The sequence below is a fragment of the Chitinophagales bacterium genome (assembly GCA_019638515.1).
GTDB lineage: Bacteria > Bacteroidota > Bacteroidia > Chitinophagales > LD1 > UBA7692.
The window spans coordinates 379307-400513 of the sequence record JAHBTS010000001.1; the positions used below are offsets into that span (position 1 = coordinate 379307).

Genomic DNA, 21207 nt, shown 5'->3' on the forward strand with positions numbered 1-21207 from the left:
ATGAAAAATTTACCAAAAATATTAGAAAGCAAAACACGAATTCAATATCAAGATTGTGACCCTTTTAATCATTTAAACAACTCAAAGTATATAGACTATATTATGGGAGCAAGAACAGAACAATTGCTCGATCAATATGACTTTAATGCTTCTGAATTAGCATACAAACATGGTATTGGTTGGGTTGCAGCCCAAACACAAATCTCCTATTTCCTGCCCGCATCTTGGATGGAAACCGTAACGATTGAATCAAAATTGATTCACTACAGTGAATACAGTTTATTGGTTGAAGCTGTAATGTGGGACGAGCATAAGGCAAATTTAAAATGTGTAATGTGGGCAAAGCTGGTTCACTTTAACATTAAAGCACAGAAGAGTGAAAAACATTCCGGTGAATTGCTTCAATTATTTGAAGAGATAGTAAACCCATTAGAGCAATCATGCTCTTTTGATGAGCGCGTACAATCATTTAAAAATTTAAAGAAGATGTCATGAAAAAGATTGTTGCAATAACAATGATAATTGCGAAACTTTCCGCAAATGCTCAAACATTCACTCTAAAGAGTAATGAACTTGGTGGGCAAGCAACCGAAAAAGAAGTATTCAACGGTTTTGACTGCATTGGTAGAAATGTGTCGCCACAACTTTACTGGGAAAATCCACCAATCGAAACGAAAAGTTATGCTGTTACTATGTATGATCCGGATGCTCCAACAGGCAGCGGTTGGTGGCATTGGCTGATTTTTGATATTCCAGCAAACACGAAGGAATTGAAATCGGGAGTAGGAAATTTATCACTAAACCTTGCTCCTGCAGGCAGCGTTCAAAGTGTGACAGATTTTAAAATACCTGGTTATGGAGGACCGTGTCCGCCAGAAGGAAGCAAAGCTCATCGGTATGTAATAACAGTATATGCTTTGAAAACTGAAAAACTCGGTTTAGACGCATCGGCAAATCCGGCTTTAGTTGGGTTTATGTTGGAGCAAAACCTCATTGGAAAGTCTTCACTTATTATTTACTATAAAAGATAAATATTATGAATACAAATTATTTAGAAAGCGTAATCAAGCAATTTGAATACTATAAAATGTTAGCTGAAAAAACTTTTGCTCAAATTCCTGATGAAAAACTGTTTTGGCAATACAATGATGACAGCAATAGCGTAGCAACTATTGTAAAGCATCTATGGGGAAATATGATGAGCCGTTGGACAGATTTTCTTACAACTGATGGAGAAAAGGAATGGCGAAACCGAGATGCAGAGTTTGACAATGATATAAATTCAAAACAGGAAATGATAGACAAGTGGAATGAAGGATGGAAAGTGTTTATGGATGTACTGAAATCATTGAAAGATGATGATCTTGAAAAAATTATATACATCCGTAATCAAGGACACACTGTTCTGGAGGCTATCAATAGGCAATTAGCTCATTATCCATATCACGTAGGTCAAATTGTTTTTATTGGTAAAATGTGTGCTGAAAAATGGAATTCACTTTCCATACCTAAAGGCAAATCCAATAATTACAATGCTGAAAAATTCTCAAAACCTAAAGAACGTGGGCATTTCACTGATGAGTTTCTAATCCATAAAGATGATGCAAGAAAACCTAATAAACAATAATTGACTTATAGTTATGAAATTCGCATTAAACAAATCATTAGAAATTTTAGATAACACTCCTGATTCTGTTGCAGCTTTGCTTCACCAAGTGAGTGAAGATTGGGTCAATTCGAATGAGGGTGAAAACACATGGTCCGTAAAGGAAGTAGTAGCTCATTTAATTGTATGTGAAGAAACAGACTGGTTACCTCGAATAAGAATAATTCTGAAAAGTCCTAACACTGTTTTTATTCCAATAGATATGCAGGCACATTTCAGTATTGCCCAAAAGTATTCTTTAAAAGAGTTGTTGATTATGTTCAGAAATCTTAGAGATTCTGGATTAGCAGAAATTCGACAATTTGAATTTAGCCAAGCCGATTTTCAAAAAGTTGGTATTCATCCTGTGCTAGGGAAAGTAACTTTACAGGAGCTTATATCAACTTGGGTAACACATGATATGACGCATCTTGGACAGATAGCTAGAATTATAGCAAAGCAAAATGTGGAACTCGTGGGTAGTTTCAAACAGTATTTAAGAATATTAAATTGAAAAATATGGATAAGATTAAAGTAGAAAAATTTTCACAAGATTGGATTGAAGCTTGGAACAAGCACGATTTAAGCGAGATATTATCTCATTATGCTGATAATATTGAATTTCATTCGCCCTTTATTCCTCTGCTAAAGTTTAATGAAACAGGCGTAATAACCAATAAAGATGAGTTGAAAAAGTATTTTGAAATCGGATTAAAAAGTTATCCGGATTTACACTTTATATTTCATGATGTCTTTGTTGGAATAGATTCATTGGTTATTCATTATACCTCAGTAAATGGTAGAAAAGCAGCTGAAGTTTTTAAATTGAACGAACATGGAAAAGCAGTTGAAGTATTTTGCAATTACGCATAAAACAAGATGAATGAATTGGATTAAACACCCTTTGATGTTAAAAGGAGGGCTGATTACGTTAAAACCTCTAGAGCATAATCACTTTGATGAGTTGATAGACCTGGCAGGCAATAAAGAAATTTGGAAGTATTACACCATAGATGGCAGTAATCCAATTATACTTAGAGAAAGTTTAGAAAGAAGTTTGATTGAGAGAGAAAAGGGAACGCAATACCCTTTTGTGATTGTAAAAAACGATAACATGAAATTAATTGGTAGCACACGATTTCTAGACATTCAAGCCGAACATAAAAAACTTGAAATTGGTTGGACATGGCTACATCCTGACTATTGGGGAACTTCAATTAACTTAGAATGCAAGTTATTGCTACTTACATATTGTTTTGAGGAGTTAAACACAAAACGAGTTCAGCTTAAAACAGATGAAAACAACATCCGTTCTCGAAAAGCTATCGAAAAAATTGGCGGAAAATTTGAAGGCATCTTGCGAAATGATATGATAAGATATAATGGAGCAAATCGGAATTCTGCCTATTACAGTATTTTGGATATAGAGTGGGGAATGGTTAAGGTAGATCTCCTAAAACTATTGATGTAATTGAGTGTATTTAGTAGATGTTTAGCATATTAAATTTTTGATGGGTAGGTATTGGAGGCAGGTTGGCTGAGGTTGTTGCATTTCTGCTTTTGTTCTATCTTGCTTTTTGAAAATAAGATGCATGGAAGCAATTAGTGTGTTAGATATGTTTAAGATTGGTGTAGGCCCTTCGAGTTCACACACACTTGGACCGTGGCGTGCTGCAGAGCGCTTCTTGAAAGAAATAGATAAGCAACTTACAAATATTCAAGCAGTAGAAATTATGTTGATGGGTTCGCTTGCCAAAACAGGAAAAGGACACGGAACAGATATTGCCGTATTGCTTGGATTGAGCGGAGCCGATCCCGTAACGTTTAATGTAGATTCGATTACACCAACCATAAATGCCATAAAAGATAAAAGGGAAATTTTGTTGAAAGGCTTGGTGCAAGTTCCATTTCATTATGAAACTCAATTGATGTTTGCTAAGAAAGAAATTCATCCGGGGCATCCGAATGCACTTACTTTCAAAGCATATTTTGCAGATGGGTCGTGTGTAGAGAAAACTTTTTTTTCAGTAGGTGGCGGGTTTATTACCGAAGAAGGAGAAGAAGCAATGCAGCAGAACGGAGTGCGCTTAAAATATGAAGTGAATGATGCCGATGAATTGCTTACAAACTGTATGCGAGCAGGTATCAGTATTTCGCAAATGGTGCGGGAGAATGAGCGAGCCTGGCGCAGCGATACGCAAACTAAGGATAGTGTGTTGAATATATGGAATGTAATGAGCGATTGCATGTATAGAGGTTGCACCACAGCAGGAACACTGCCGGGAGGCTTACATGTTGCCCGCAGAGCCGCAGCATTGAACCAAAAATTGCTGCAAGAAAGAAACACACAGTTTACAACCAAGGAGCAATGGATGCAAGCCATAGAGTCTATTCATCCTTCGTTTCAGAATACTTTAAATTGGGTGAGTTGCTTTGCATTGGCAGTAAACGAAGAGAATGCTTCGTTTGGAAGAGTAGTAACTGCACCTACCAATGGTGCTGCGGGCGTAATTCCTGCCGTGTTGATGTATTATCTTCTTTTTGTGAAGGACAAAGAGCAGCATGGTGAAGATGCCGTTGTAAATTTTATACTTACGGCTTCCGAAATTGGAGCACTGTTTAAAAAAGGCTCTACTATTTCGGCAGCCATGGGCGGTTGCCAAGCAGAAATAGGGGTAAGCAGCGCTATGGCAGCAGGCGCATTAACCGAGCAGTTGGGTGGTTCGCCACATCAAGTATTGCAAGCAGCAGAAATTGCCATGGAGCACCATCTTGGTTTAACCTGCGATCCAATTGGCGGATTAGTACAAATTCCATGTATTGAACGAAATACTATGGGAGCCATTAAAGCAATAACTGCTGCGCAGCTGGCATTGCAAAGCGATGCAGAGCGTGCTAAGGTGAGTTTAGATGCAGTTATTAAAACCATGTGGGAAACAGCACTTGATATGAGCCATAAGTATAAAGAAACTGCCGATGGTGGGCTTGCAATTACAATTCCGTTGAACCTACCCGAGTGCTGATTGCTGCAGTTATTTGGGTTAGCCCTGTACTTAAAGGAATAAGCAAAAGCAGTAGCCCCGGTACGCGATAGCGAACTATAGAACCAACTACCGGTGTGGTAATGCCAATAATAGCAAACAGCAATAATGCAAATGCAATGCAAGCTAAACTCAGTCGCCATTCGTGTGCACTTAATTGAGGTATAAAAGCTAGCGAAGCAATAATCAATACCAGTAGTAAAATATTTTCAATGGCAGATACCAGCAGCAAAGGAGAAGTACTGCTCCAAATAAAAGGTTGCAGCAATACATTGAAAATGCCATAAATACCAGATACTAAGAAGGAGAAGGTGTTGTTGCCATCAACCGATGGAACATAGATGAAACTGCCCGATTGCATGTATATGGCAAGGCGTTGCATATCGTGTTGTTTTTGAGCAATACCCAATGCTACGTTGTTGTGTAGCAGCAACGCATCTACCGCAAATGCCAATGCCACAAGCAAAGAAATTACAGCTATGTAAGTTACCGTAATTCGCCAGAGCGATGTTTGTTTTCGGGTAAATAAGAATGCTGCTGCGGGTGGAATTAAGCAAAGCAGTACATACACCTTTAAAAGTGCCAACAGTAAAAATAATATGGCGGCAAACACTAGGTGCTTTCGGTTGAATGTAGTAGCAATTTGTGTAGCGTTCCATATAAAAAAGCCGAATGCTAGCGTAAGTACGGTTTCTTTTAGTAAAGCACTTGTCCAAAAAACTACCGAAGGGAAAAAGAGTAGCAGTAAGGCAGTGAAGTTGAATGTAGGCAGTATTTTCTCTACCGATTTAATAATGGCAACAATTCCTGCGAATCCAATAAACGAGCCGAATAGAGAATGGATGAAAATACTCTTGCCGGAAAAGAAAGCTATACAGGCATTCAACTTAATAATAAACCTGCTGTCGTTATACACCATGCTGCGCACTTTGGGATCCCAATGATTGAAATTTTTTATAGCTGCCAACACTTCGGGCGTTTCTATATTTATTTCAAATAATAGCTTAAAAAAGAGTTTAGGCGAGTGGAAAAAGATTCCCTGTAAGGTTATGCCGTCTTCAAAGTATTTGTAGATATCGGCATCTTGCTTGTTGGTATAATAGTAAGTATAAAGCAAGGTGAGTGCCATGCCTGCAGATACTTTCAACAAAAAAGCAAGGAGCAATATTTTTTTTGAAACAAAGTTGAGTGCAAACCATTTTACTTTCCACACTACAGTAGCAAGCAACACAACATAGGCAGCAAAAAGAATGAATTGTAAAATGTTCAACATGGCAAATGTAGTATGCAAAGGAACTACTGCAATATTTTCAATAAAATAGTAAGCCTTATTATGGCTGTATGTGTGCTGCACGCTTCCGGGTGCGGGAGTTTCCTTAAAAATGTGTTAGTTCGCGCTTGTATAGTAAGATGATTCGTAGGTTAAAACAGCAGATAGATAAAACATTACAGGAGTTTATCAGCCATCAGCAGAGTGCCGGATTTTTAATTATTGGCGCTACCATCCTTGCGTTGGTATTGGGTAATTTACCTGTACATGAGTTGATAGAAAAAGTATGGCATACCGATGCTGGCATTCATGTAGGTACTTTTAATTTTCAGCTATCGCTGCATGCTTGGGTAAACGATGGCTTAATGGCGATATTCTTTTTTATGGTTGGGCTGGAGATAAAGCGGGAGTTGATAGATGGCGCATTGTCTTCCTTTAAAAAAGCATCGTTGCCGGTAGCAGCCGCTTTAGGTGGAATGATTGTGCCTGCATTGATTTATGCGGTATTCAATTTTAATAATCCTGCAACGGCACATGGTTGGGGTGTTCCAATGGCTACCGATATTGCTTTTGCATTGGCAGTGTTGTTGCTGGCGGGCAATAGAGTTCCATTTGCATTAAAGTTATTGCTTACATCGCTGGCAGTGGTAGATGATTTAGGAGCCATTGTGGTAATTGCAATTTTTTATGCAAAGGAGCTGCATCTGAATTATTTGTTGGCAGCAGGTGGCATTACGCTGTGGATGGGTTTAATGAATTATGCAGGTGTAAAGCGTTTTGTATGGTACATTGTTCCGGGTGTTTTGTTGTGGTATGCTGTTTTTCAATCGGGCATTCATGCTACCATTGCAGGAGTAATCCATGCTATGATGATTCCTTACGATAAAAACGACAGTGCCAATTCCACATTGGTTCGTATTGGACACGAAGTGCATGTGCCTGTAAATTTTTTAATTCTGCCATTATTTGCATTCAGCAATACGCTCATCACTTTCACTCCCGAAATGTTTCACGATTTAGCTTCGCCAATGTCTTTAGGTATTGCACTGGGCTTAATGGTTGGTAAGCCGGTTGGCATTACATTGTTTGTGTGGTTGGCAGTTAAAACGGGATTCTCTACCTTAGACGGGCGCACTAATATTAAGCAAGTGTTGTCGGTAGCCGTGTTGGGAGGAATCGGCTTTACCATGTCAATTTTTGTGAGTATGCTGGCGTTTGAAGATGCTAATATGATTAACGCTTCTAAGCTGGCAATTTTGCTTTCTTCATCTGCAGCAGCAATTGCAGGTTTGTTTTTGATAAAGAGAGTATTGAAAGAAGAAGACGCACTTCGCACATAGTTTTTAACCGATTTTTAGTTGTATGGCACAATCACAATATCGCTTATTGAAACGCAAACATATCAATGATGAAAAGTGGAATGCTTGTATTGATAGAAATAGTGAATTGCCTTATGCTCTTACATGGTATTTAGATTGCGTTGCCGAAAATTGGTCGGCATTGGTGTTGCGCGATTACGAGGCAGTTTTTCCAATTGTTTGGAAGAAGAAGTTTGCCATTACTGTAGTATATAATCCGTTTTTTTGCCAGCAGTTGGGTGTGTTCACAGATGATGACCACCCCATGTTTGAAGCCACCTGCCTGCGCTTTTTGCAACGCAAGTTTTTATACAGCGATGTAAACCTGCATTACAATAGTATTGCAGAGAGTTCTAAGCTATTTTCTATTCGGCAAAATTTTGTGTTGCCACTTAATCAGGAATACGAAAAAATTAAAGAAGGATATTCGAAAAATACGCAGCGCAATCTTACAAAAACCAAGTTGCACCATGTTTATACCGCACCATTTACCGATGCTTATTTATTTGCAGGCTACTACGAAAAGTACTCTGCCGTGGGCATAAAAGGCTATGCAAGAAAACATACCATTGCGTTGGAGCAATTAATAAAAGAAAGCGTAAAACGGGGGATGGGAAAAATGGTAGCAGCTTATTCTGTAGAAGGCAACCCTCCGGTGGCATTGGCATTCTTTTTAAGATACAAAAATAGGATATTTAATTTAGCTCCCATCACCTTTAAAGAATCGCGCGAAACCGGAGCCATGAGTTTTATATTGGATGAGTTGATTCGCGAACACAGTAATTCCGATGTGGTACTTGATTTTGAAGGGTCTTCGGTAGAAAGCATTGGGCGTTTTTACAGAGGTTTTGGTGCCAAATCGCAGAATTTTTGGAACTATCACCACACACTTTTTGATACCTTTTTACAACCATTGAAGGGGCAAACCTATCTTCTGTAAAAAACATTTTGAAGTTTTAATTTTACACTTCTATATTTAGACTTTTATCAGCAATAACATGAAGCACTTCTACGCCCTCATAATAGTTTTGTTTTCTATAGCTTTGGTGCGCGCGCAAGACGTGCATTTTTCGCAATACTATGCGGCACCCATCTATTTGAATCCTGCATTAACTGCCAATATAAACGGAGTGTTTCGCGCAGCGGCAAATTATCGCAACCAATGGTTTTTAATTCCAACTTCTAATTTAAAGGCACCATACCAAACCATACAAGGCTCTTTCGATATGCCAATTCTACGGGAAAGGTTAAGAAACGATGGCTTTGGTTTTGGATTGAATGTGTACCACGATAGAGCGGGCAATGGTGTACTTACTACTACTACGGCATTGGCTTCTATTGCATACCACAAAGCGGTAGATAGATATGGAAGAAGCCGAATCTCATTTGGATTGCAGGCTGGAGTTACCAATAAGGCAATCAACTTGAATAACTTAGTGTTTGAATCGCAGTTCGACCAAGCAATTGGATATTGGAACGAGAATCTTTCGAACCAAGAAAGCCCTATTGCCAATACATCTATCATTTACCCAACTGTAAATGTGGGCGCATTATGGGCATCGCACCCAAAAACAAAGTTTAGGTATTACATTGGCTATGCTGCCAACAACGTATCGCGCCCGCGCGAATCTTTTTTAAGCGATACCAAAAACAGAATTCAAATTCGCCATATTGTACATGGCGGTATGGAAATTTTTACCAGCAGAAGAATGGACTTCAGCTTTGCACCCACTTTCCTTTTCATGATTCAGAATGCGGCACAGTCGTACCAAACAGGTTTAGGATTTAATTATGATTATACCGATGAGTTGGGCTTCTTTGGCTCAATAGCCACACGCTTTAGCCCAGGGAATCCTGATGCGGTAATTGGCGGTTTTGGAATGGAATTTTACAATGTGCGTTTAGGTGTAAGTTACGATTTTAATTTTAGCGGATTGCGCACCGCCACGCGTGCTCAAGGTGCAGCTGAAGTGGGCATTGTTTATGTATTCAAAAAGGAAAAAACAGGTCCTGTTCAGTATTCTAATTATTGTCCGGTGTTCTAATTGTTTTTTTTCTGACCGTGCACACAAAATCTCCCTTTATTGATGGTGAATTACTGTTTTGTAAGAAACAAATTTGGAGTTTTGAAAAGAAGATAAAGGAACTTCTAATGTAATTGTGGAATAAACTTAGTATGTTACGGATAATGAAAAGTATTTTTTTGAAAGTATTCGTGTTGGCAGTAATATGGAGTTTTACTGTTGTAAGTTATGCTCAACCCGGTTGCCCTGCGGTAAATGCCGGACCTAACCAAACACTGCAATGTGGAACTTCGTGTACCAATTTAACGGCTACTTATTTTAATACCGGTGGCACCAATACTTATGCCGTAAGTTCCATACCATACACACCTTTTAGTTATACTGCCGGCACAAGTATTTTGGTAAATCAAGATGATATTTGGTCTCCGGCTATTAGCTTACCTTTTACCTTTTGCTTTTTCGGGAAATCATATACGCAAGTGGTAGTAGGTGCCAATGGACTTATATCGTTCGATGTATCCAATGCCGGAAATGGCTGTGTATGGAACACTACGAGTAGCGGTACATTTCCTACAACTAATATGTACACCAATGTTATTATGGGAGTTTACCATGATATCGACCCTTCTATGGGCGGCACTATTAAGTACCAAATAATTGGGAGTGCCCCATGCCGTATGTTTATCATATCATGGTACAATGTGCCTATGTACGATGATATTTTTTTAGTAGGTTCTTGTTGGAATATACCTAAAGCAACCCATCAAATTGCCATTTATGAAACTACCAATGCTATTGAAGTGTATGTGGACAATAAAAGTGCTTGCACCGGTTGGAATGATGGTTTGGCAACTTTAGGTATTCAAGATGAAACAGGTACAAAAGCATACATAGCATCTAGTTACAACAACTCTGTTTGGAGCACCAATAAGAAGGCTTGGCGTTTTACACCTAACGGCACATCTATTGTAAATATCGACTGGCTGCAAGGAGGCAATGTAATAGGCACAGGAACTACTATAAATGTTTGCCCAACAGCGGCAACCACTTATACGGCACGCGCAACCTATCAGCCCTGCAATAATGGAACTCCAGTGGTAGAAACTAGTACGGTAACCGTAACACCCAACTTACAGTTTCAAGCAATAATTGATTCTTCTAAAAATGTAACGTGTAATGGTGCTGCCAATGGTGCTGCTTATGCTCACGTAAAAGGCGGCTTAGCTCCGGTTTCCTATGGCTGGAATACAGCACCTAATCAAACCACCATTACTAATTTAGCTCCGGGTACTTACACTTTTACGGCACAAGATGGTTCGGGTTGTAACATTTCTAATACTGTAACTATTACCGAGCCTCCGGTAATGACGGTAAATGTACCGAACGATACACAAACTACTTGCTCAGGCGTAGGAACAGGAACACTTATTGCTGAAGTATCAGGAGGCAATAGACCTTATACCTATAAGTGGAGCGGCTCTGCACAAACAGATTCTTCATTAAAAAACATTGCCGCAGGCACTTATACTGTAACCGTAACCGATAGTGAGGGCTGTACCGCAATAGCCAGTGGAACATTAACACTTCAAGTTGGAAACAATAATGTAGCGCTTACTTCACCCATTATTGCTAATGTTTCGTGCAATAAAGGCAGCGATGGAAGTATTACAGCCGGAGCCACCGGTGGTAGCGGAAATTATACCTACACCTGGAGTAATGCTGCTAGTGGGGTTACAATTTCAAATTTGCCGGAAGGAGCATATTCTGTTACGGTAAATGATGGTGCAGGCTGTACGGCAACTGCCACCTATAATATCACAGAACCTACGGCCGTTGTAATTGCCAATGGTATTGTTACAAATGTAAGTTGCAATGGAGGAAGTGATGCTTCTATAACTGTTTCACCTTCTGGTGGAACAGGTGTTATTACCTGTAATTGGAGTAACGGACAGTTAGCAACCAATACAGCTACGGCACTTACAGCAGGCAATTATGCAGTAGTTGCTACCGACCAAAAAGGCTGTGCCGATACTGCTGCCTATGTAGTTACAGAGCCCAATTTGCTAGAGATTACAGCACTTAACGTTACCAATATTGGCTGTAATGGTGGTGTTGGAACAATATCGGCAAATGTTATTGGTGGTACGCCTATGTATGTTTACAGTTGGGTTCGCCCAAGTGATGGACAAGCCTTCCATTCGCAAGTTATTAGCGGCTTAACTCCGGATTTCTACACTGTAACAGTTACTGATAGTAAAGGCTGTACTGATACAGCTTCTGCCACAGTTACGCAGGCTCCGGGAATAGATGTGAGCATTACATCCAGCACCAATGTTTCTTGCTTTAATAGTACCGATGCTACAGCCACTACTTCCGTTACAGGAGCTAATGGCACCATAACCTATACTTGGAGCAATGGCGAAACCGGCAGTACGGCCATAAACCTTCCGGCCGGAACACAATCTGTTACCGTAACCGATGCCAACAATTGTCTTGATACAACTACAGTAGTTATTGGTGCTCCGGATTCTATTTATGTTGTTTCATATCAGGTTGATAGTGTTTCGTGCTTTAATGGAGGTGATGGAGTTATATCCATATCAGCAATAGGGGGAGTTGGAGGTTTTTCCTATGTGTGGAATAATTCGCAGACAGATTCCGTGGCAACAAATTTAACTGCAGGCAATTACATTGTTACTATTACAGATGCCAATAGTTGTACTACTACATTTGCAGCAGTTGTAGAACAGCCTACGCCCATAAATGTTACACTTGCCACCACCAAGGCTCTTTGCTTTGGGCAAGCAAGCGGAACAGCCAATACTATTGTACAGGGCGGCACTCCACCATACACCTATGTTTGGAGCGGAGGCACCGGATATGGTAGCTCGGCAACCAATTTGTTTGCCGGAAGTTATACACTCACAGTAAGCGATATGAATGGATGCACAACCACTCAGCCATTTGCTGTTGGCGAAGAAGATTCGCTTAAATTATTTGCAGCTACCACTCCGGAAAAATGCACCTATACTTCCGATGGTTCTATTTCGCTTTCTGCACTTGGTGGAGTAGGAACGGCATATTCTTTTACCATATCAGGAAATGGTTTGCAACAAAGCAATACAACAGGTCTTTTTGAAAATATCCCCGATGGAAACTATACGGTAAGTGTACGCGATATCAACAATTGCCTTACTAGTACCGAAGCCGTTGTTCAGCCTGCCACACCAGATGATTTTTATATACAAGCAGACAGTACCACTTGCTTTGGAGATGTTTACCGCGATGGCAGAATAATTATTACGCCAATTATTCCTGTAAATGAACCCTACTTATATGCTATGCTTGGCTCTGATTATACCTCGCTTGGTCGTTTTGAAAAATTAGGACATGGTGATTATACCATTATGGTGAAAAATAAAAACGGATGCGAAACTACTTTAGTAGCTACGGTGCCGCAACCTGAAAAGTTAGAGGCACAAATAGCTCCGGTACTATTAAAAATTGATTTGGGCGAAAGCGCCACCATTAGTGTTAAGCACAATGGTAGAAATAATATAACATATAGTTGGGCACCTACCAACGGTTTAAGTTGTGTTGATTGCCCGAATCCAATGGTGTCTCCATTTACTGAAACTACTTACACATTATACCTTAAAGACTCTCCGGATGGAAGAAAGTTTTGTACGGCAGAGGCTTCATTCACTGTAGAAGTAGGACCTCATGGCGAAGTACTTGTGCCCAATATGTTTTCACCCAATGGTGATGGTATTAACGATGTGTTTTATGTATATGGCAACAATGTGCGCGATATACGGCTTACCGTATTTAACCGATGGGGCGAAAAAGTGTTTGATGCAGACTCTATGTACAAAGGTTGGGATGGTACTTATAGAAATGTAGCACAGTCGCCCGGAGTTTATACTTATGTAGTAGAATTTACATTTCTCGATAATCAAAAGTTACAAAAACAGGGGACTGTAACATTGGTACGATAAGCCCGCTATTGCTAACTTATTTTTATACTGTTTTATCTAATGAAATTTCGATTAGGTTTGCTACTGCGATTTCATAAAAAGTATGTTTGATTTAATTGAAAGTTTTCCCCGCCAGTTAGTAGATGCTGTAGCATTGGCAAATGCCGTAAATCTAAAGAAGAAACTACCTGCAATAAGCAATATTGTTGTAAGCGGCTTGGGTGGCTCCGGTATTGGAGGTCATGCTGTAATTGAATTGGTTGCCGATGAATTGAACGTGCCTTTGGTGGTAAACAACAGTTATGTACTGCCTCATTTTGCAGGGAAAGAAACGCTCATTATACTTTCGTCTTACTCCGGTAATACCGAAGAAACCGTTGCTGTGGCAAAGGCCGTGAAGGAAAAAGGACTCACTGCTATTTGTATTACCAGTGGTGGAAAATTAAAGGAACTGGCAGAGCATTACGGTTGGGACTATTTGCTTATTCCTTCGGGAATGCCACCTCGCTGCGGCTTTGGCTATTCTGTAGTTTTTCAATTGGCACTATTGGAGCAATATGGGCTTATATCTTCAACCTTTAAAACTAAGGTGCAGCAAGCAGCCACATTACTTACCACGGAACAAAAAAACATACAGGAGCTAGCTAAAAACACAGCATTGCAGTTAAAAAATAAACTCTTTGCATTGTTTGCCGATCAAGGATTTCACAGTTTGGTAGTACGGGCTAAGCAGCAGTTCAACGAAAATTCAAAATCGCTTTGCTGGGCAAATGTATTTCCCGAGATGAATCACAACGAATTAGTAGCATGGCGCGGAGCCAAGGGCGAAATTTCGGTGGTGGTATTTAGAAGCAATTGGGAAAATGCTCGCAATAAACACCGCATTGCTTTCAGTAAAGAAGTAATTGCACAAACAGGAGCAGCGGTTGTTGAACTCTTTGCCAAAGGCAATTCATCTTTCGAACAATACTTTTATCACACACATTTAACCGATTGGATTTCGTTTTACCTTGCCGAGCAGCAACAGTACGATCCTATGGAAATTGAGGTGCTAAACAAACTCAAAGCACATTTGGCTGCTATAGATTAAGGCACCACCGTTTTTAATATCATAAATACTAAAGTAGATATGCCGAAACTTTCAATAAAAGGAAACGCTATGCCGCCATCGCCCATTAGGAAATTAGCTCCTTATGCCGAAGCTGCTAAAAAGCGTGGAGTAAAGGTTTTTCACCTCAATATAGGACAACCCGATATCGAAACTCCGGAACAGTTTTGGGACGAGCTAAAAGATTTAGACATGAAGGTGCTCTCTTATGCACCCAGCGATGGCTATCCGGTTTACAAAAGGCAGTTTTCTAAGTATTACAATGCAATTGGCATTGATGTTGCACCCGAAAACTTTATGATAACCAATGGCGGCAGCGAAGCCCTATTGTTTACCATGATGAGTATTATGGATGAAGGCGATGAAATTATTATTCCCGAACCAATGTATGCCAATTATATTGGTTTTGCACAGGTAGGCGGTATAAAAGTAGTGCCCATTCCCACTTCAATAGAAAATGGTTTTGCACTTCCCGAAATAGCTTCTTTTGAAGCGCTTATTACGCCTAAAACAAAGGCCATACTTATTTGCAATCCCAATAACCCTACCGGTTATTTATACAGCGAAGCCGAGTTGCAAACCTTGCGCAACTTATGCCTGCAACACGATTTGTTTTTAATTGCCGATGAAGTTTATCGAGAGTTTGTGTACGAAGGGAAGCAACATTTTTCGGCATTAAACTTATCGGGTTTAGAACAGCATGTGGTGGTTATAGATTCTATAAGCAAACGCTTTTCGGCTTGTGGGGCGCGTATTGGAGCGCTTGTAACCCGCAATCAAGAATTGTTAGCTGTAGCTTTAAAGTTTGGTCAGGCAAGGCTTAGCCCGCCATCGCTTGGGCAGTTGGCAGGCGCAGCTTTGTTCGATTTGCCACCTGCATATTACCAAAATGTAGTAAATGAATATTCGCAACGCAGAAACTTATTGGTAGAAAAATTGAATACCATAGAAGGTGTAAAGTGCCCCAATCCGGGTGGAGCATTCTACTGCGTAGCTGCATTGCCTATTGCCAATGCCGATGATTTTTGCCAATGGATGCTCGAAAAATTTTCGCATAATAATTCAACTGTAATGATGGCTCCGGCATCGGGCTTCTATAGCAATACTGCTAGTGGTAAAAACGAAGTGCGTATTGCGTATGTACTAAACAATAGCGATTTAAGCGATGCAATAGATTGTTTAAAAGAAGGGCTTAAAGCCTATGCAACACTGTAACTTTGCTATGAAAGGCATATTGCTTTCAGTATCACTCTTTATTACAGCACTTGCAGCAGCGCAGGATTATAAATGGCTACATACCATAAAGAATCAAAAGGGTGCCATACAGTTGTTTGAGGAAGGAGCTGTGGTAATAACCATAAATGGAAACGATAGTAAACGCTACACCACCACGCAGCTACCCGATACTTGGAAACAAAATGGTTTACAGGTTACCTTTACAGGGCGCGTTGGGGAAATTCCACCGCATATCCGCATGATAGGTACACCGCTCCAGTTAAAGTGTATTCATGTTTCAAAAACTGATGCAAAGAAGTTAGGTATAAAGAAAACAACCATAAAGTTTAAATAGCATGGCACTAATTTTACCTGTGCGCGGGCACACACCAATACTGGGCGAAAACTGCTGGTTAGCACCCAATGCAACCATTGTGGGCGAAGTAACGATGGGCAACAATTGCAGCGTGTGGTTTAATGCAGTAGTGCGGGGCGATGTGCATTATATTAAAGTAGGAAACAACGTAAATATACAAGACGGAGCCATCATTCACGGCACATACCAGCAAGCGCCAACCCAAATTGGCGATAATGTGAGCATTGGCCATCGCGCTATAGTACATGGTTGCACTGTGCTTCAGAATTCACTTGTTGGCATGGGCGCCATAGTAATGGATAATGCAGTAGTGGAGGAGAATGCCATTGTTGCAGCAGGTGCAGTAGTGAGCGAAAAAACCATTGTAAAAGGCGGTTGGATATATGCCGGCATACCTGCCAAACCACTAAAGCAGGTAGATGAAAAGAATTTTCAGCATCTAATAGCGCGCATCAGTAAAAACTATGCCATGTATGCGGCTTGGTTCAAAGAGCAGGCATAAGTTGCTAATTGAAAAAGAAATTTGTTTCTTGCTTTCGCAGTTTGTACGAATTAAAGATTGAAAAGGTGGAAGATTTACAACAAGAAGAACAAGTGGTGCTGGTAGATGAACAGTGTACAGAATTGGGTCTAATGCCTAAGTTGGAAGCCCACGAAAAAGGATTACTACATAAAGCAATCAGCATTATTATTTTTAATAGCAAGGGCGAAATGCTCATAACCCAACGGGCATTTACAAAATATCATTGGCCGGGAATATGGAGCAATACTTGTTGCAGCCATCCACGAGCAGGCGAAAGTTTTAGTGCCGCTGCACAGCGCAGGCTTCAAGAAGAATTGGGTTTTTCTACACCATTACAAGAAGCTTTCCATTTTATATATAAAGCTACAGACGATATTTCGGGTTTAATTGAACACGAATACGATATGGTTTATACAGGTACGTACAACGAGCGTTTTCAATTCAATAAAGATGAAATTGCCGATGTGCGTTGGGTAACTGTAAACAACTTGCTGGAAGATGTGGCACAGCACCCAGAAACCTATTCATTTTGGTTTAAAATTATATTGCAGGAATTTAAGCAGAGAGGTATTATTTAGTGCGTTCCTCCAAGCAACAATGATTAGTAAGCCAGCGATATCTAAAGTGATTTTCGTTTGGATAAATAATGATTACAACAACCAATAGGATTCCCATTGCTAATACGCCTTAGGTTGTACAGCATTTATAGCTCGAATTTGAAGCCGGTTTGTATTGGGTAAATATATTGTTTAGTTTTACTTTGATAACTTAAGCGGCAAAGATGCAGCAATCAATTTAGCAGTCAATTTTTTGCTTGTTTGGAATAATGGAATGGTTGCTGCTATGCGTAAAATATAACAGAAACAGGCGTTCTGAAAACCTGATAAATATCATATTGAAGGCTATACTGTGTCATAAGCACCTATAGCAAGTGGGCATACATTTGTTCTTTCAGAAAAAAGACTAAGCAGTGAGTGTATTGTTCATATTAATTGGGGTGAGTTTAGTATTTGCGCTGGGCTTTTTAATAGCCTTCATTTTTAGCGTAAAGAACGGTCAGTTCGATGATGATTATACACCATCGGTTAGGATTCTTTTTGAAGACGAAACCAATCATACTTCAATCCAAAAGAAACAACAGTAGTTTATGGAAATTCAACAATTTAGTTACGACAATCGTTCGGTCAGAAACTTTGCCTATGCAACATTTATTTGGGGGCTAGTGGGTTTGCTGGTGGGTCTTATTGTGGCACTCCAGTTAGTGTTTCCGGAGCTTAATTTCCCGGAGTATTTAACCTTTGGAAGGTTGCGGCCATTGCATACCAATGCAGTAATTTTTGCATTTGTGGGCAATGGTATTTTTATGGGTGTTTATTATTCGTTGCAGCGCTTGTGTAAAGCCCGCATGTGGAGCGATACGCTGAGCGCCATTCACTTTTGGGGTTGGCAACTCATTATTGTGCTGGCAGCTGTTACGTTGGTTTTTGGTATTACTTCCAGTAAAGAGTATGCGGAGTTGGAGTGGCCAATAGATATTCTAATCACCATTATTTGGGTGCTTTTCGGTATCAATATTTTTGGTACTATTTTAACTCGTAGAGAGCGCCATTTGTATGTGGCTATTTGGTTTTACATTGCTACTTGGATTACAGTTGCACTATTGCATATTGTAAACTCCTTGGCTATTCCGGTAGATTTGTTTAAGAGCTATCCAATTTACGCAGGAGTACAAGATGCGTTGGTACAGTGGTGGTATGGACACAATGCAGTAGCATTTTTCCTCACTACGCCTTACTTAGGTTTAATGTATTATTTCTTACCCAAAGCAGCAGGTCGTCCGGTTTATTCGTATCGCCTTTCTATCATTCACTTTTGGGCACTTATATTCCTATATATTTGGGCAGGGCCGCACCATTTGTTATATACTGCTTTGCCCGATTGGGCACAGTCGCTCGGTACGGTGTTCTCTATTATGCTTATTGCTCCAAGTTGGGGCGGTATGCTAAATGGGTTGCTTACCCTGCGTGGTGTTTGGGATAAAGTGCGCGATGATGTGGTTTTGAAATTCTATGTTGTAGCTGTTACGGCTTACGGTATGGCTACCTTCGAGGGTCCATTGCTTTCTATTAAAAGTGTAAACGCTATTTCGCACTATACCGATTGGACAATTGCTCACGTACACGTTGGTGCTTTGGGTTGGAATGGTTTCTTAACATTCGGTATTTTATTTTGGTTAATTCCTAAGTTGTTTAGAACAGAATTGTTCTCACGCAGGCTCGCCAATATCCATTTCTGGTTAGGCACATTAGGTATTCTGTTTTATGCAGTGCCGCTGTATTGGAGCGGCTGGACTCAATGGGCGCTACTACGCCAGTTTAAGCCGGAAGGTGTGTTGATGTATCCTAACTTCTTAGATACATTAAATGCCGTAATGCCTATGTACTATTTGCGTGCGGTGGGTGGTGCTTTGTACCTTACTGGTGCTGCCATTGGTGTATATAATTTAATAAAAACCATTCAGCAAGGTGCGTTTGAAGCAAATGAACCTGCCGAAGCACCTGCATTATCAAAAGAGTTTACTACTCACAGTAATGAACATTGGCACCGTTGGATAGAGCGCAGGCCAATTCAGTTATTGGTGTTCTCATTTATTGTTGTAGCTATTGGCGGTATAATAGAGTTTATGCCAACTTTCTTAATACAATCGAATGTGCCCACTATTGCAAGTGTAAAACCATATACTCCGCTTGAGTTACAGGGAAGAGATATTTATGTGCGCGAAGGTTGCTATGTGTGCCACTCGCAAATGGTGCGCCCTTTCCGCGAAGAAGTAGCACGCTACGGTGAATACTCAAAGGCCGGAGAGTTCGTGTACGACCATCCTTTCCAATGGGGTTCTAAACGCACAGGACCCGATTTGGCAAGAGTAGGTACACGCAATTTGCCAAACAGTTGGCACTACAATCACATGGACGATCCACGCTCGGTATCCGATAAATCTATTATGCCTCCTTATCCGCATTTGTTAGACAACGATTTGGATATGAGTACTACCAAAAAGAAAATAGAGGTGATGAAGAAGCTCGGAGTGCCATACCCGGCAGGTTACGAAAATGTGGCAAACGATGAATTGCTGAAACAGGCAAGGAAAATTCAGGAAGATTTAAAACGGAATGGCATTACCACATCCGAGAAGAAAGAAATCATTGCCATGATTGCTTATCTGCAACGGTTGGGTAAAGACATTAAAGGCGAATCTACCTTTACTATTCCTAAAGAATTAAGAGCAAACTAATTTACGTACAGCAAAACCATATCGTATGTTTTCATTCATTAAAAAGTATGCAACAGGAATTTCGGGTATAGATATTTTCCCCGATATATCGTTGGTGATTTTTGTATTGGTTTTTGCTGCAATGCTGTGGTTTGCATTGCGTGCCGATAAAAAGTACATCAAGGAACTCGAAGAAATTCCTTTAAACAATTGATTTTCTATTTCAAAAAAAGTAAAGCATTTAATATGAAACCTATATATAAAGCGTATTTATTTAAAGGTGCTGCATTGGCAATATCGGTAGCTGCCTTTGCAGGGCAGGCAACCGCGCAGGCAGCAGAGCCGGCTAAGGAGCTTGCAACTGCCGCATCTGGTAATTCAAATTGGGTGTGGTGGTTGGTAATAGCAGCTATGGCTATATTGCTGCTTGCCATTGCGGTGTTGGGAAATGTGCTGGTAGTATTGGCAAAAATGAGCGTAAAGAAGTCTAAAGCAGTGGCATCTATGTTGCTATTGTTAGCAGGTTTTTCTGCCTCTGCTGAGGAAGCCGCAACTGAGGCTGCTGCTCCGGTAGCCAAAGCTGCAACTTCATCGCTGTTTGGCGATATAAACGTACTTTTAGCAACTGCAGTGTTGGTTGCAGAGTTTTTGGTAATAGTGCTGCTGGTAAAGAAAATTTTAAGCTTTGTAGCATTACTCTCCGATGAAAAAGAAACCAAGAAATCTGTAGGTCTGCAATTGCCAGATTTTCTCAATCGCTTCAACGCATCGGTGGCTATTGAAAAAGAAGCCGATATTTTGCTCGATCACGATTACGATGGTATAAGAGAATTAGATAATGATTTACCACCATGGTGGAAGTACGGATTTTACATAACCATAGTTTGGTCTTTTGCTTACTTGGGCTACTATCATGTATTTGGAGGCCCTACCAGCCAAGATGAATACATAGCTGCCGTAGAGCAAGGTAAAGCTGAGGTTGAAGCCTACTTAAAAACAGCTGCAATGGATGTAGATGAAAACAATGTAACAATGGCAGACGAGGGCGGCATCAAAAGTGGGAAAAGCATTTTTGAAAGCAATTGCGCTACTTGCCACGGCAAGTTGGGCGAAGGAATTGCAGGACCTAACTTAACTGACGATAACTGGCTGCATGGTGGCTCAGTGAAAGATATATTTAAGACAGTGAAATACGGTGTGGTGGCAAAAGGTATGAAAAGTTGGAAGGATGATTTATCTCCGGTAGATATTCGCAATGTATCGAGCTATATAAAATCTATACACGGCACCAATCCGCCCAATGCTAAGGCTCCGGAAGGTGATGTGTATAAAGAAACTGCGGCAGATGCCAAAGCTGCTTCATAAGGACTTTTTATTTTCCGGCTTACACACTACT

At 40.3% G+C, this 21207-nt stretch carries 21 protein-coding genes; 20 read left to right on the forward strand and 1 reads right to left on the reverse strand.

Features of this window, described 5'->3' with window-relative positions:
* The 7 genes from KF872_01665 (at position 1) to KF872_01695 (ending at position 4668) form a co-directional block, all read left to right on the forward strand.
* The gene (locus KF872_01665) at positions 1-495 is read left to right on the forward strand and encodes an acyl-CoA thioesterase (GenBank protein MBX2902234.1); all 495 of its coding nucleotides are present in this window, start codon (positions 1-3) and stop codon (positions 493-495) included.
* A gap of 20 nt (positions 496-515) precedes the next feature.
* Positions 516-1031, forward strand: a complete 516-nt coding sequence (locus KF872_01670) for a YbhB/YbcL family Raf kinase inhibitor-like protein (protein ID MBX2902235.1) — start codon at positions 516-518, stop codon at positions 1029-1031.
* Between the two features lie 5 nt (positions 1032-1036).
* Complete coding sequence (locus KF872_01675; protein MBX2902236.1) at positions 1037-1627, forward strand: DUF1572 domain-containing protein; 591 nt, start codon at positions 1037-1039, stop codon at positions 1625-1627.
* Between the two features lie 13 nt (positions 1628-1640).
* Entirely contained in the window at positions 1641-2159 is a 519-nt protein-coding gene (locus tag KF872_01680) for a DinB family protein (GenBank protein ID MBX2902237.1), read from the forward strand.
* Between the two features lie 5 nt (positions 2160-2164).
* Positions 2165-2518 carry a nuclear transport factor 2 family protein gene (locus KF872_01685; GenBank protein MBX2902238.1) on the forward strand — a complete coding sequence of 118 codons (354 nt, stop codon included), beginning with the start codon at positions 2165-2167 and terminating at the stop codon, positions 2516-2518.
* A 10-nt stretch (positions 2519-2528) separates the two neighbouring features.
* Positions 2529-3116, forward strand: coding sequence for a GNAT family N-acetyltransferase (locus KF872_01690; GenBank protein MBX2902239.1), 588 nt, complete (start codon positions 2529-2531; stop codon positions 3114-3116).
* Positions 3117-3237: 121 nt separating this feature from the next.
* Positions 3238-4668, forward strand: a complete 1431-nt coding sequence (locus KF872_01695; protein MBX2902240.1) for an L-serine ammonia-lyase — start codon at positions 3238-3240, stop codon at positions 4666-4668.
* Here the strand turns inward: KF872_01695 and KF872_01700 are convergent.
* Entirely contained in the window at positions 4637-6040 is a 1404-nt protein-coding gene (locus KF872_01700; GenBank protein MBX2902241.1) for a hypothetical protein, read from the reverse strand. The two genes, KF872_01695 and KF872_01700, sit on opposite strands and share 32 nt — an antisense overlap.
* Before the next feature lie 56 nt (positions 6041-6096).
* Between KF872_01700 and nhaA the strand changes: the two genes are divergently transcribed.
* The 13 genes from nhaA to KF872_01765 all read left to right on the forward strand — a co-directional run bounded on the left by nhaA (position 6097) and on the right by KF872_01765 (position 21176).
* Positions 6097-7296, forward strand: a complete 1200-nt coding sequence (nhaA, locus tag KF872_01705) for a Na+/H+ antiporter NhaA (protein MBX2902242.1) — start codon at positions 6097-6099, stop codon at positions 7294-7296.
* Positions 7297-7318: 22 nt separating this feature from the next.
* Positions 7319-8254, forward strand: coding sequence for a hypothetical protein (locus tag KF872_01710; protein MBX2902243.1), 936 nt, complete (start codon positions 7319-7321; stop codon positions 8252-8254).
* 58 nt (positions 8255-8312) lie between these two features.
* Positions 8313-9359 carry a PorP/SprF family type IX secretion system membrane protein gene (locus KF872_01715; GenBank protein MBX2902244.1) on the forward strand — a complete coding sequence of 349 codons (1047 nt, stop codon included), beginning with the start codon at positions 8313-8315 and terminating at the stop codon, positions 9357-9359.
* A gap of 143 nt (positions 9360-9502) precedes the next feature.
* Positions 9503-13336 (forward strand): gliding motility-associated C-terminal domain-containing protein, encoded by a 3834-nt coding sequence (locus KF872_01720; GenBank protein MBX2902245.1) that lies wholly within the window; start codon positions 9503-9505, stop codon positions 13334-13336.
* Positions 13337-13418: 82 nt separating this feature from the next.
* Entirely contained in the window at positions 13419-14405 is a 987-nt protein-coding gene (locus tag KF872_01725) for a bifunctional phosphoglucose/phosphomannose isomerase (protein ID MBX2902246.1), read from the forward strand.
* A 39-nt stretch (positions 14406-14444) separates the two neighbouring features.
* The gene (locus KF872_01730; protein MBX2902247.1) at positions 14445-15638 is read left to right on the forward strand and encodes a pyridoxal phosphate-dependent aminotransferase; all 1194 of its coding nucleotides are present in this window, start codon (positions 14445-14447) and stop codon (positions 15636-15638) included.
* A 7-nt stretch (positions 15639-15645) separates the two neighbouring features.
* The gene (locus KF872_01735; protein ID MBX2902248.1) at positions 15646-15993 is read left to right on the forward strand and encodes a hypothetical protein; all 348 of its coding nucleotides are present in this window, start codon (positions 15646-15648) and stop codon (positions 15991-15993) included.
* Position 15994: 1 nt separating this feature from the next.
* Positions 15995-16516, forward strand: a complete 522-nt coding sequence (locus KF872_01740; protein ID MBX2902249.1) for a gamma carbonic anhydrase family protein — start codon at positions 15995-15997, stop codon at positions 16514-16516.
* 41 nt (positions 16517-16557) lie between these two features.
* A complete protein-coding gene (idi, locus tag KF872_01745) occupies positions 16558-17115 on the forward strand; it encodes an isopentenyl-diphosphate Delta-isomerase (protein MBX2902250.1) in 558 nt (185 codons plus the stop codon).
* A 392-nt stretch (positions 17116-17507) separates the two neighbouring features.
* Positions 17508-17681, forward strand: a complete 174-nt coding sequence (ccoS, locus tag KF872_01750) for a cbb3-type cytochrome oxidase assembly protein CcoS (GenBank protein MBX2902251.1) — start codon at positions 17508-17510, stop codon at positions 17679-17681.
* Positions 17682-17684: 3 nt separating this feature from the next.
* A complete protein-coding gene (gene ccoN, locus KF872_01755; protein MBX2902252.1) occupies positions 17685-19832 on the forward strand; it encodes a cytochrome-c oxidase, cbb3-type subunit I in 2148 nt (715 codons plus the stop codon).
* Between the two features lie 25 nt (positions 19833-19857).
* The gene (locus tag KF872_01760; protein ID MBX2902253.1) at positions 19858-20025 is read left to right on the forward strand and encodes a CcoQ/FixQ family Cbb3-type cytochrome c oxidase assembly chaperone; all 168 of its coding nucleotides are present in this window, start codon (positions 19858-19860) and stop codon (positions 20023-20025) included.
* A gap of 32 nt (positions 20026-20057) precedes the next feature.
* Positions 20058-21176, forward strand: a complete 1119-nt coding sequence (locus KF872_01765; protein MBX2902254.1) for a c-type cytochrome — start codon at positions 20058-20060, stop codon at positions 21174-21176.
* Positions 21177-21207 lie beyond the last annotated feature (31 nt).

Coding starts and splice junctions, on each gene's coding strand:
- KF872_01665 (MBX2902234.1), top strand. CDS start 1: ATGAAAAATTTACCAAAAATATTAGAAAGCAAAACACGAATTCAATAT.
- KF872_01670 (MBX2902235.1), top strand. CDS start 516: ATGATAATTGCGAAACTTTCCGCAAATGCTCAAACATTCACTCTAAAG.
- KF872_01675 (MBX2902236.1), top strand. CDS start 1,037: ATGAATACAAATTATTTAGAAAGCGTAATCAAGCAATTTGAATACTAT.
- KF872_01680 (MBX2902237.1), top strand. CDS start 1,641: ATGAAATTCGCATTAAACAAATCATTAGAAATTTTAGATAACACTCCT.
- KF872_01685 (MBX2902238.1), top strand. CDS start 2,165: ATGGATAAGATTAAAGTAGAAAAATTTTCACAAGATTGGATTGAAGCT.
- KF872_01690 (MBX2902239.1), top strand. CDS start 2,529: ATGAATTGGATTAAACACCCTTTGATGTTAAAAGGAGGGCTGATTACG.
- KF872_01695 (MBX2902240.1), top strand. CDS start 3,238: ATGGAAGCAATTAGTGTGTTAGATATGTTTAAGATTGGTGTAGGCCCT.
- nhaA (MBX2902242.1), top strand. CDS start 6,097: ATGATTCGTAGGTTAAAACAGCAGATAGATAAAACATTACAGGAGTTT.
- KF872_01710 (MBX2902243.1), top strand. CDS start 7,319: ATGGCACAATCACAATATCGCTTATTGAAACGCAAACATATCAATGAT.
- KF872_01715 (MBX2902244.1), top strand. CDS start 8,313: ATGAAGCACTTCTACGCCCTCATAATAGTTTTGTTTTCTATAGCTTTG.
- KF872_01720 (MBX2902245.1), top strand. CDS start 9,503: ATGAAAAGTATTTTTTTGAAAGTATTCGTGTTGGCAGTAATATGGAGT.
- KF872_01725 (MBX2902246.1), top strand. CDS start 13,419: ATGTTTGATTTAATTGAAAGTTTTCCCCGCCAGTTAGTAGATGCTGTA.
- KF872_01730 (MBX2902247.1), top strand. CDS start 14,445: ATGCCGAAACTTTCAATAAAAGGAAACGCTATGCCGCCATCGCCCATT.
- KF872_01735 (MBX2902248.1), top strand. CDS start 15,646: ATGAAAGGCATATTGCTTTCAGTATCACTCTTTATTACAGCACTTGCA.
- KF872_01740 (MBX2902249.1), top strand. CDS start 15,995: ATGGCACTAATTTTACCTGTGCGCGGGCACACACCAATACTGGGCGAA.
- ccoN (MBX2902252.1), top strand. CDS start 17,685: ATGGAAATTCAACAATTTAGTTACGACAATCGTTCGGTCAGAAACTTT.
- KF872_01760 (MBX2902253.1), top strand. CDS start 19,858: ATGTTTTCATTCATTAAAAAGTATGCAACAGGAATTTCGGGTATAGAT.
- KF872_01765 (MBX2902254.1), top strand. CDS start 20,058: ATGAAACCTATATATAAAGCGTATTTATTTAAAGGTGCTGCATTGGCA.